The sequence below is a fragment of the Maribacter spongiicola genome, from assembly GCF_052119685.1.
GTDB classification, from domain to species: domain Bacteria; phylum Bacteroidota; class Bacteroidia; order Flavobacteriales; family Flavobacteriaceae; genus Maribacter; species Maribacter spongiicola_A.
Genome location: NZ_JBGQOO010000015.1, coordinates 1 through 12147 on the forward strand (window position 1 = coordinate 1; position 12147 = coordinate 12147).

The 12147-nt window shown below is 35.2% G+C and carries 13 protein-coding genes; 11 read left to right on the plus strand and 2 right to left on the minus strand.

The features are described from left to right. On the minus strand, positions 1–2249 hold a 2249-nt coding region (locus tag ACEN2N_RS16885), incomplete at its 3' end, for a beta strand repeat-containing protein (protein ID WP_441825415.1). A gap of 63 nt (positions 2250–2312) precedes the next feature. Further along, the gene (locus tag ACEN2N_RS16890) at positions 2313–2531 is read right to left on the minus strand and encodes a hypothetical protein (RefSeq protein WP_441825416.1); all 219 of its coding nucleotides are present in this window, start codon (positions 2529–2531) and stop codon (positions 2313–2315) included. 618 nt (positions 2532–3149) lie between these two features. Between ACEN2N_RS16890 and ACEN2N_RS16895 the strand changes: the two genes are divergently transcribed. From ACEN2N_RS16895 to ACEN2N_RS16945, 11 genes are all read left to right on the plus strand, one after another. Then, a complete protein-coding gene (locus ACEN2N_RS16895; RefSeq protein ID WP_441825417.1) occupies positions 3150–4241 on the plus strand; it encodes a sensor histidine kinase in 1092 nt (363 codons plus the stop codon). Next, positions 4241–5566: a sigma-54-dependent transcriptional regulator gene (locus tag ACEN2N_RS16900; RefSeq protein WP_441825418.1), complete on the plus strand. Its 1326-nt coding sequence runs from the start codon at positions 4241–4243 to the stop codon at positions 5564–5566. The genes ACEN2N_RS16895 and ACEN2N_RS16900 overlap by 1 nt, the downstream gene beginning before the upstream one ends. A gap of 231 nt (positions 5567–5797) precedes the next feature. Next, positions 5798–6250: a GreA/GreB family elongation factor gene (locus ACEN2N_RS16905; RefSeq protein ID WP_441825419.1), complete on the plus strand. Its 453-nt coding sequence runs from the start codon at positions 5798–5800 to the stop codon at positions 6248–6250. An 18-nt stretch (positions 6251–6268) separates the two neighbouring features. After that, positions 6269–6628, plus strand: a complete 360-nt coding sequence (locus ACEN2N_RS16910; RefSeq protein WP_441825420.1) for a hypothetical protein — start codon at positions 6269–6271, stop codon at positions 6626–6628. A 115-nt stretch (positions 6629–6743) separates the two neighbouring features. Continuing rightward, a complete protein-coding gene (locus ACEN2N_RS16915) occupies positions 6744–7370 on the plus strand; it encodes a hypothetical protein (RefSeq protein WP_441825421.1) in 627 nt (208 codons plus the stop codon). Between the two features lie 32 nt (positions 7371–7402). Further along, positions 7403–7600 (plus strand): hypothetical protein, encoded by a 198-nt coding sequence (locus tag ACEN2N_RS16920; RefSeq protein ID WP_441825422.1) that lies wholly within the window; start codon positions 7403–7405, stop codon positions 7598–7600. Next, positions 7600–8889, plus strand: a complete 1290-nt coding sequence (locus ACEN2N_RS16925; RefSeq protein ID WP_441825423.1) for a Glu/Leu/Phe/Val family dehydrogenase — start codon at positions 7600–7602, stop codon at positions 8887–8889. Before ACEN2N_RS16920 ends, ACEN2N_RS16925 begins: the two co-directional genes overlap by 1 nt. Positions 8890–9045: 156 nt before the next feature. Further along, a complete protein-coding gene (locus ACEN2N_RS16930) occupies positions 9046–9465 on the plus strand; it encodes a GreA/GreB family elongation factor (RefSeq protein WP_441825424.1) in 420 nt (139 codons plus the stop codon). Continuing rightward, a complete protein-coding gene (locus ACEN2N_RS16935) occupies positions 9462–9854 on the plus strand; it encodes a hypothetical protein (RefSeq protein WP_441825425.1) in 393 nt (130 codons plus the stop codon). The genes ACEN2N_RS16930 and ACEN2N_RS16935 overlap by 4 nt, the downstream gene beginning before the upstream one ends. Before the next feature lie 69 nt (positions 9855–9923). Continuing rightward, positions 9924–10772 carry a universal stress protein gene (locus ACEN2N_RS16940; protein ID WP_441825426.1) on the plus strand — a complete coding sequence of 283 codons (849 nt, stop codon included), beginning with the start codon at positions 9924–9926 and terminating at the stop codon, positions 10770–10772. Positions 10773–10845: 73 nt separating this feature from the next. Beyond that, positions 10846–12099: a mechanosensitive ion channel family protein gene (locus ACEN2N_RS16945; RefSeq protein WP_441825427.1), complete on the plus strand. Its 1254-nt coding sequence runs from the start codon at positions 10846–10848 to the stop codon at positions 12097–12099. Positions 12100–12147: the final 48 nt, after the last annotated feature.

Below are 12147 nucleotides of genomic sequence, written 5' to 3' on the forward strand. Positions count from 1 at the left end.
TTCAATGCTACATCGGTCACGTTCGCCGTTACCGTGATCGTTCCGTTGGTCAATGCGGAGATATCCGCATCGGTTGCGGTCCATGTTCCTCCGCTTACTGTTGCCGTTGTCGTTACGGTGGTCGTACCATCTGAGAAGGTTACCGTTACGGTTTGATTGTCCTCTACTCCCGTGGTCGTTCCCGATATCGTTACATCGCCGTCTTCCGATGCATTTACGATATTGTCCCCTTCTATTGGAGTGGTGATCGAAATGGTAGGAGGATTTTTTGATCCATTTAACGTAATTATTAAATTAGCAGTATCTGAATTAGTACCATCCGATAATCTATATTGAAATGTTTCAGTTAGTGTTTCCCCAATAAGCAAATTTGCCACAGCAGGGTTGTTGGTATCTGGTGTGTAGGTGTAACTACCGTCGGGGTTTACAACAATAGTTCCATAAGTACCTACAAATGTAGAACCTACAACAACAGGGCTACCATCTATTTCTATAACAAGAACATTATTCGCACCACCTTGCCAGTATATATCTGATACACCTGCAATTTGTGTTGCAGGGTCTGCATCTGTAACATTGGGACCATAGTTATAACTTAATGTCAATTGATTAATAGGTTCTTCAAAAAAAACATTCACATTACCGGTAGCATCTGAAGTAATTGCATTTCCTGTTCCGTAAAAGGTATTACTACCTGCATCTACTACCCCGCCTGTGGTTACAAACTTAAAATTGGATGCAACACCATCTAAAAACCCATTAATTTTAATTTGATCTTGCCATGAAGTACCCTGTGAATAATCTATATCAACTAATAAGAAGCCTAAATTAAATACAGGTTCATCAAAAGTTATGGTTAGCTCTGTATCATTAACAGGATTGGTGGTTGAATTTATAGCATATCCCAAATAGCCGGTATGCCCTCCATTGGTAGCTGTTTGGTATACAACTTGATTTTGATTAACAATACCTATTCCAGAAGGATCAGTAGAGGTGAAACTTACTAAAACTCCGTCAATAGTTCTTGTTGTACCAGTTACTGGCGCAGATAAATTTGTAAATACACCACCCGGAGCACTGAATTCATTTTCCCAAACTAAAGTAGATAAACCTCTATCAATATAATCGGCACCATTGACACCAATGTCTGTTATAATATTTCCAGAAGCATTAGTTTCTGTCAAAACGGTAATATCATCCGTATTGTCCAAAGCTACGGGCATTTCATCAACCCCGTTTATAGTAATTGTCAAAATACCATAATCTATAAAACCGCCGGCATCTTCTATAGTATAAGAAACTATATCTTGAAGACTTTCACCATTCTTTAAACCCGTAACCGATGAATTTGTTTCATTAACATCATAAGTATAACTACCATTTGCTTGTATGGTAACACTACCATATAGGGTTTCGTAGGGAACACCCACTTGAGTAGGATAAACATCAACTTCAGATACAGAAATATTATTCCCTGTATCTGGTGTGCCGTCTGTTAAGACATTTCCGGCTATAGTACCTGTATTATTGGCAGCAATAGCGTTTACATTATCAGTAGCAACTGGTGCAGTGTATACCGTAATCAATGTTTGTGAAGTACTGGTTTGCGAAGCTGTATCAGTAACTTGAATATCGATAGTTCGTAAACCATCTGTTTGAGAAGCTGATAAATTACCATAATAGCCACCTGCCATTACAGCTTCAAATACAGCATTAGGTATTGGGTTACCAGAAGCTTCTGTAATTAGAAAACTTGTCGCTGTAACTTGAGTAATCCGTATACTGGTACCAGCAAAATTATATAATCTAGTAGGAAATGGTGGTGTTCCATTTAAATAAAACAAAATAAATCCACTTGTCCCGTCATTAAAGGATAACAACTCACCATTGGGGGTATCTACAACGCCCGATACGGTAATAGTTGCGTTTAGAATTGTATTTGTATCAGAAGTTAAGGATGAATTTAAACTTATAGGGTATACATTACTAGTGGTAGGATCAACATTATATGCGTAATTATTACCCACTGTAGCGCTATTTAAATCTAATACTGGTAACGCATAATTATAAAAACCAACATCTAAAATAGATTTACCAATTGGATTATTAGTATTCATAGCAAAACTAGAACTACTATCAATTGGAGTATTGGAGCGTAATTCTAAAGGATAATAAAAACCTAAATATAAAATAAATAAACTTAGATACTTTATGAATGAAGTGTCTGTAATTCGTAGTGATTTTTTCATAGTGGTTATTATATGGGGAACGTATTCAGGGGAATTTTAAATTTTATAAAAACTAATATTTAGCTAGGTTTGGTTTGGATTGATGATACCAAAGAAAGATGTTATAGGATTTAAAAACTGATTTTTCAATACAGCTGGTAATTCTACGAAGGTCAACGAACCAAAAGTGTAGGTGAACGGTATTATTTTTTTTATTGCCATCTTCATTTTAATGCGATAATTCTCTTCGTCAATTATTTTACTTAAAATTTGAGGTTCGCTACTATCAACAACAGAATTCATAAATTCAAGTTAGCTTACAATTATAAAGTAGGTTTTAGACTACATTGTTTTAGTAATTTTTCTTAAAAGTATTGAGAGAACTCAATTAGTTGTTAACATATGTTGTCTGCCAACACCAATTTGTTGCGAAATAATCATTTTTGTATATGAAAATTTATCTAAAAGATGTATTTCATCGATAAAAACATAATTTTAAAGGAATTAAATAACTTCTGCTTTTGTAAGAATTCTATGTTTTTGTAGTCTTAATTGAATATTATTCTAATTTCTCTTTTAAAAATCGGATGTACAACACTTTTTTTTTGTAGTCCAATTTATAAACAAAACAAAAAAAGGGAAGGAGCTATGCTCCTTCCCTTTTCAATATGTATTGGTTTATGTTGGTTATTCTACCACGATAAACTCCGATCTTCTGTAGGGTTGATGGTTCACTTTGCTACAAGGCACACCATTTCTGCAACCATTGATAAGCTCGGTTTCGCTCATTATTACTCCATTGTATCAGCTAAAAGCTTTATATTATTCTTTCAATTGATATCATTTTAAAAGCTAACCAAGTTATTTCTGTAACTCACAATTATTGCTGATCTTTATTATAGGATACAAATGTTAATTGGTATGACGACAGCAGAAGAGAAGTTAAAAGAGCGTGTAAAAGAACTCACCTGTCTTTATGAGGTTACCTCTATCATAGTAAATTCTGATTATGACCAATTAGACGCCTCATTAGAAGCCATCGTATATTGCCTGAAAAGAGCATGGCAGTACGAAAATGTAACCGAAGCTTTTTTAAAAGTAGGCGAATACGAAGTACGTACCGATGATTTCACCCATGACATGGTCATGCTGATATCAAAAATTAAAGTATTTAACAAGATAGAAGGTGAAATTTTGGTTGGTTATCCGTCAAAAAAATTTTCTATTAACGATTTTTTAGAGGAAGAACAAACGCTGCTAAATAATGTGGCCTTAGATGTTGGTAACCTAATTGAACGTAAACAAATTCGCGATAGTGAAGCCATTACCAGAAGAAAGATGGAACGTACAGATCGTTTGCATATTCTTGGCGAAATTACCGCAGGCATTGCTCATGAATTAAACACTCCCCTTGCCAATATTCTTGGCTTTGCTGAATTGTTAACAGATAAGATTACCGATAAAGAGACTGTTAGAGATCTAGAAAAAATAATGGACAGTGCTATTTTCAGCAGAGAAATCGTTAAAAAACTGATGTTCTTTGCTTGCGAGATGCCACAAGAAATGAAAAGGGTACAGCTTATACCTATTGTTATCAGTGTTATAAAACTACTTGAACCTTCTTTACGCTCTAAGAATTTAAAACTAACTAAAGCTTTTGATAATGAAAATATTGAACTTAGGGTAGATACAGTACAGCTGACTCAGGTATTATTTAATTTAATAATGAATGCCATTTACTATTCTCCCAAGGGTAGCACTATTACCGTACATGTTTTAGAAACCGAAAGTCATATAAGTATTGAAATTTTTGATGAAGGTAATGGCATACCTAAAGAATTAGAAGATAAAGTATTTGAGCCTTTTTTTACTACCAAACCAATTGGCGAAGGTTCTGGTTTAGGACTCAGTGTTGTTCACGGAATTATTACTAGCCACAAAGGCAAAATTGAGCACAAAAGTAATACACCGAAAGGGACTATATTTACGGTCGACTTTCCTAAATTAAACTGATGGATCTGCGCAAAGAAAACATTCTTATTGTTGATGATGATATTGATATTCTAGAGCTTTTACACAGGCATCTACAGTCGATGGATTATCATACCTATAAAGCTGTTTCTGTAAAAGAAGCACTGTTTATACTTAAAGATACGTTCATAGATCTGCTGATTACCGACATACAAATGCCCGAAATAGACGGACTCCAATTATTGAAATTCGCGAATGAGCATTATCCTGAAATTCCGAAACTTGTGGTTACCGGATACCCATCTGTTGAAGGTACTTTAGAAGTTATTAAATCTGGAGCCACAGATTATTTGACCAAACCATTTACTAAATTAGAACTTAAAGAAGCTGTAGAAAAAGCGCTGAAACAAAATAAAGCACGTAAAAAATTAGTACCAAAAGCCATAAATCAAAACCCGAATATCTATGCTGATATGGTAGGTGAATCTGAGGCATTTAGAAAGGTCACTAAGATTATTGAACGCGTAAAAGATAACAAAGCAACTGTTATAGTTACCGGCGAAAGTGGTACAGGTAAAGAATTAGTAGCAAGGGCTATTCATTATTCCGGCAAGTTTTCTCGAGAACCTTTCATTGCGGTCAACTGCGCTGCAATACCAGAAAATCTTCAGGAAGCAGAGCTTTTCGGGTACATGAAAGGTGCATTTACCGGAGCAAACGAAAATAGAAACGGCTTCTTTCAAGCTGCGAAAGGTGGCACCTTGTTTTTAGATGAAATTGGTACGGCATCATTAGCAGTGCAGACCAAACTACTACGCGCGCTCCAAGAAAAAGAAATTACCAGGGTAGGATCACAAAAAGTAGAGAAAGTAGATATTAGAATTATAGCAGCTACCAATGCTGATTTAAGAGAAGATATTAAAAACGATACTTTTCGAGAAGATCTGTATTACCGGCTTACGGTCGTAGAAATTAACGTTCCTCCCCTACGCGAACGTAAATCTGACATTGCGCTTTTAACCGATAAGTTTCTTCGTAAATACGGAATAGAATTTAAAGACCGGTTGCTTCGTATTTCTCCGGAAGCATTACAAATTCTTCAACGTTACAATTGGCCCGGTAACATTAGAGAACTTGAAAATATTATTCAAAGAGCTGTTATCATGTCCGATGGTATTGTAGATGTCAAAGACCTGCCAGATTTTTTAAAGTATCAAATTAATTTTTCTGATAATAAGCTGCGTCCGCTACGTGAAATAGAGAAAGAATATGTTCAGCGTGTTTTGAATCATACAGACGGTAACAAAACCAAAGCAGCCGAAATTCTTCAAATAGACCGCAAAACCTTGCGCGAAAAACTAAAATAGTACCGGGTAATTTCTCCCCGACCGAGTAATATTTCCCCAGTCATCTATTTCCTTTTAAAATTCCAAATTATTATTTAACACTGATTACCAATACATTACATGTTTTGGCACGCATTCCATATTTTCTAGGCATATCAATTGCTATTTAGAATTCGATTACATAAACCACTTGACATCTACCAAAAGATTAAAAGTAGTATGCGTAAGATGTAGAATTTTAAATAGTATCAAATGAAATACGGCAGTTTAGTTTTTGAGGAAAGTGAATTTTTGATGATTAAAGATTATCACGATAATAATGTAACGGTTGAAGATTATGCGCACAAAAATGTGTTAGAACTTCTTTGCCAAAACATGGCTACCGCATTGGTATTAGAATCTGCAGACATCCCCTTCGATATCATAAAAATAAATTCGATAATTAAAGTCACCACAACGTCTGGCAACCACCAAACGTTTCAAATTGTTCAACCTATTAAGGTAGATATTCAGCAGAAAAAAATAGCAGTTTTGAGCAGTTTGGGTGCTTCCTTAATTGGTAGAGCTGAAGGTGACCAAATTACCTATGGACTACCGGGCGATGTCATCACCCTAAAAATTGAGCAAGTAAAACAACCAGAAAATAGTACCAAAACCAATCCAACCTTAAATATTAGAAAACCAAAAGAAATATCTATTTATTAATTATTAAAAAATAAAATTATGATGAAGTATGCAATTGCCCTTTTGTTTTCAGTAAGTGTATTAAATGCACAAGATTCTTTAACTACATCAACTAATGTAAGCGTAGGAGATGTTTTTGAAATAGGTAAACCTGAAACGAACAAATACAAACACATAGATTTTCCGAGAGAAAATTTCATTATCAAACGCGGCGGTATTGCCAATTATAGGCGTGCCCAAGGTGAAGAAGTTGTGGTTACTGCCGTTAAGGAAAAAAAAGATGGTACCACAGAAATTAAAATAAAAAGAAATGATGGTGGTCGTTTTTTCGGTAGCCATACTGTAGTAACTGCAGACTTTAACGAAGCGATTACGTCTGGCGAATTACAGGCTTTATAATTTTTTTTAGTTGATTGATAATCCACTTGGTCTCTTTAAATAAGTTGGCTGATTTAAAGAGACCAAGTGGATTTCCTTTAAAACGAATTACACGCTATTATCTAAAACTGAACTCATGTTTACAAAACTTAAAACACAACAAAGAATGCATACTGGCTTTATATTGGCCATCGCATTTTTATTGGTTTTGGGTTCTAATAGATTATACCACAGACATTTTTCTACCCTACAGAACACGGTAAACTCTGTTTATGAAGATCGGGTTAAAGTTCAAGGTTACATATATCAATTGAACAACATTTTTCATTCAAAAAGGCTTCGGTTCATTACTGAAGACAATTTTACCTCTGTAGCAACTGAAAATAAAAAAGCAGAAAAATTAATTTCTCAATTTGCACTTACAGAACTAACTACAAAAGAGTACAGTGCACTGAACGCATTGAGCACACAATTTCAAAAGCTTAAAATATTTGAAAATAAGGTATTGGAATCTCAAGATAATCTTAGCAATGGGGTTACCATTTTATCACTACAAACACTTAAGGAAATAGAAAACAAATTAGATGTACTGGCAACAATACAGTTAGAAGAAAGCAAGCAAATGACACAGCTATCTAATAAAGCTTTAGAGAGCAACTTGCTCATGTCTAATCTATCACTTGGCTTTTTAATACTTATCGGTCTAGCTCTATTGGCATTAATTTTTTATCCCTTAAAAAGAAAACAACCCATCCTCAATTGAGAAACAATTAAATACATTTTACTATGAGCTCGATGAAAAATTATATTCGTAGCATATGCTCTACCTGTACTTATATGGCATATTGCTCATTAACAAAAGATAAGAACTCCATTGTTTCATGTAGCGAATATGTGCATGTATTGGATATTACCAATGAACCAACATTGATCATTTCTAATGAAATGGCAAGTAAAGAATTTGAAAGAGAATTAGTATTAAACTACATATAATGATAGCAAAAGTAGCATCTAAAAAAGCACCTAAACAAGGTATGCTTGAAAACGTAATGCGACAATTTGATAATGCCGCAGACATTATTGACCTAAACACTAATATTAGAAAAATATTAGAGGTAACCAATAATGAAATAGTTGTTCATTTTCCCGTACGGATGGATAATGGCGAGGTCGAAATCTTTACCGGTTACCGTGTGCAGCATAACAATGCACTTGGACCCTACAAGGGCGGACTACGTTACCACCCAACCGTAGATATCGATGCTGCAAAAGCATTGGCAATGTGGATGACCTGGAAAACCTCTTTAGCAGGTTTGCCGTATGGTGGTGCAAAAGGTGGTATTCAATTAGATCCTAACAAATACTCAGATACTGAGTTAGAGCGCATCACTAGAAGATTCACCTATGCGTTGGGCGATAATATTGGACCGGAATTGGATATTCCCGCTCCCGATGTAAATACCAATCCGCAGACGATGGCTTGGATCCTTGATACATATATGTCTACCAAATCGCCTGCAGAACGATCTACCAATATGCACGTAGTTACTGGTAAACCAATAGGTGCCGGTGGCTCAAAAGGTCGAGACAGAGCTACTGGTTTCGGCGTATTTCTAACCATTAAATTTTGGGCAGAAAGTCATAACATAGATTTGAAGGACAAAAAATTCATAGTACAAGGTTTCGGTAATGTAGGTTATTGGACCTCATATTTCTTAGTAAACGAAGGTGCCATTTTAACAGCGGTGCAAGATGCCTATGGCAGTATCGCAAATGAAGAAGGTATCGATGTTGAACAATTATTCGAATATCAAAAAGGTAATAAAGGTAGCATACTTGGATATGCAAAGGCAAAAACAATAGATAGTAAAGATTTCTTCTCGTTAGACTGCGATATATGTATACCTGCAGCCTTAGGTAATCAAATTACCTCTAAAAATGCCCATAAGATAAAAGCATATTTGATTGCTGAAGGTGCTAACGGACCAACAGATGTTGACGCAGAAGAAATTCTGTTGAAAAAGGGCATCGATATTATACCAGATATTCTATGCAACTCTGGCGGAGTAATAGGTAGCTACTTTGAGTGGTTACAGAACCGTAACGGCGAAATATGGTCTTTAGATGAAGTGATGGAAAAATTAGAAAAGAAAATGAAAGAGTCTTTCACCACCGTTCTAGAAACCTCGAAAAAGAGAAATGTAGACATGCGTACTGCAGCATTTATAATTGCCATTGAGCGATTAGAAGAAGCTTATGTTCAACGTGGTATTTTCCCTTGATCAATTAGAAACGATTTATAACAAAGAATAAAGGTTAAATAGTACCAAATAGGGCGCGGTCGAAATTATGTGTAGAAAGTTAGCTACCCTTCTCGACCGCGCTCATATGGGTACCATTAGTTTTCAGCGCCTTTATCTCAAAAACACAATTAGAAAATGAAGTACGGAAATCTAGTTATAGAGAAAAAAGAATACGTGGTACTTAAGCGATTAATGAACCTATCGGGGTATTACAAAGATGATACATTACGTAAATCTGTACGAAAATTGGTAGGTGAAATGGAAACTGCCATAATTAAAGATGAGCTAGAGATGTATGCCGATGTTATTCGATTCAACACTACGATCACCATTACATCTGAGAACGGATGGCACAAAAAATTTAGGTTGGTAATGCCTACCGATAGCGATATAAAAAACAACAAAATATCTATACTAACCCCTATGGGTGCTGCTGTAATGGGCTATAGCGAAGGTGACACCATTATATGGGATTTTCCAACAGGTGAACAAAAACTAGTTATTGAAAAAGTAGAACAAGAGAATGAACATATGAATTTAAATATGGTATTATGATCGCATCTAGACATTTCTATCCGCATGAATCTGATAAAAAGATCATGGTAAAAAAAGATCGATTAGAAATTAATAATTGGACAGATGAACTCGAATATTTAAATAAAGAGTTAGACTATTATTTAGACATTGAAGATAGTATGATCCACAGTTCAAAACTGTACCAAGAGTTACATGGTGTTCGTAGAGAAAGTGCGCTGTTATTGGCAGCATTATATCGTTACGAAAGCACCCTTGGCAAGGCCATTGAATGTGATACGGTAGATTGTGATGCCTACTATTTAAATCATCATGAAAAGAAAAGAGATACTTATATCGCTTTTATACAAAATTATAGGAATCTAAAAATCAGAGTATTATCGCAAATTCTATTAAAGGCAAGCAAGTAAAGTGAACAATATAGATGTATAATCGACCCTAAAACAATCAAAAATCATAGGGTTATAAATCAAAGCGACATGGATAACAGCATACTATTACCAACAGATTTTTCAAAGAACTCATGGTTAGCCATACAGTATGCCATAAAACTTTTTGAAGATAAAAAATGCACCTTTTACATTTTGCATGCCTATTCTAAAGAAACCCATGGCTTAGATAGTTTAACATTATTAGACCCAGATGAAGCTTTTAATAAATTGTCTGAATTAAGATCAAGACAAGGCTTGGGTGATATTATGATACAGTTATCGAGAATTAAAAATAATGAAAATCACGAATTTCATGTAGTATCAGAATCGACCCTTTTATTGAGTGCCGTTAAAAACTTGAATAAAGAAATTCAATTTAATATGATTGTTATGGGAGCAAGAGGCGTAGGTAACAAGAAAGGAAAATCGTACGGTAAAAACACCCTAGAAATTTTAAAGCATATTAGAAAATGTCCGGTTCTGGTAGTTCCTACGAAAGTCGATTTCAATCACCCCAAAGAAATTGTTTTGACTACTAATTTTAATACTAAAATTAAATCATCAGAAATTAAATACTTGGTTGAAATAGCAAAACTGAGCAATGCCAGTATTCAAGTTTTAAGCCTATCACCAGCACATAAATTGAGTTTTGAACAAAAGAGAAACAAAGTATTTATTCGCACACAAATAAAAGAAGTTGCATATAACTTTAATTCGCTTAAAAATGTAAAAATGGCAATAGCCTTAAGCTGCTTTGTTGAAATTAGAAATTCTAATATGATCAGCTACATAGATAAAAAACCTTCTTTTTTAGAACGACTTGGTTTTGGCAAACTATCGCTTAACAAGCTTGGGTACTATGCCGACCTCCCCGTTTTGGCACTTCATTCAAAATAAGCTTTTTACCACCACCATCGTCGTTTCTGGCAGTCACATAGCGTACCTTTGTATGGTAAAATGAACAAGGACAATGAACGACGATTTTCACAGAATACTATATAACTACCTTGTAGAAACCGGACTAAGCGAAAATGTTGCAGCGTATTTAAACCTTGCCATTTTGGTAGTAGCTGCATTGGTACTAGCATGGTTTTTAGATTTAATCATCTGGAAGGTGTTACGATCTGTATCGCTTAAACTAGCTCGAAAATCTAAAACCAATTTCGATAATTTTCTGGTGGCCAATAGAGTTCCGAGATATGTGGCGCATATAATTCCGTTAAGTATATTGGTAGAATTAGTGCCGTTCGGTTTCATTGGGTTCGATTATGCCGCCCAAATCGCATTAAAATTTCTAAATGTACTCTTCGTAGTACTTACGCTTTACGTTGTAAAAAGTGTATTTCGAAGTATTAACGACTACCTAAAAACAAAACCCCGGTTTAGAGATAAACCAATGGGCAGCTACATTCAAGTATTTATGATCTTCGCATGGGTAGTAGGTATATTCACCATTTTCGCCATTATTACAGAAATACAAATTTGGAAGTTTTTTACTGCCCTAGGTGCAGGATCGGCAGTAGTGCTATTGATTTTCAAAGACTCCATTCTTGGTCTAGTAGCGAGTATACAAGTTAGCATCAATGATATGGTTCGCATTGGTGACTGGATCAGTTTTGATAAATTCGGTGCCGATGGCAATGTGGTAGAAATATCGCTTGCAACGGTAAAAGTCCGAAATTTTGATAATACCATTACCACCATACCAACCTACGCGTTAATATCAGATTCTTTTAAAAACTGGCGCGGAATGCAAGAATCTGGCGGAAGACGTATGAAACGAGCTCTGATTATTAGTCAGAAAAGCATTCGTTTTCTTTCGGAAACTGATGTGGCAGAATTTCAAAAAATACAACTAATTCAGCCTTATCTTATAACACGTAGCGAGCAGATCAGCACTTATAATACCGCAAATAACATTAATAAAGAACTAGCCATAAATGGTCGGAATTTGACCAATATTGGTGTGTTCAGAAAATATGTGATCGATTATCTTCAAAACCATTCTGCCGTAAATAAGGGTATGACCTTAATGGTACGCCAATTAGCACCAACGCCGCAAGGTATACCGTTAGAGGTATACGCTTTTAGTTCAGACAAACGTTGGGAGAATTACGAGTATGTAATGGCTGATATTTTTGACCACCTACTAGCTGCCCTACCCTATTTTGATTTACAGGTATATGAAATTCCGGTAGGTGTAGCGACTACATCTTCAGATTAGAATTTATAAAGGCAGAGGGGTTAATACTAAGTATATGTTAATTCGTTC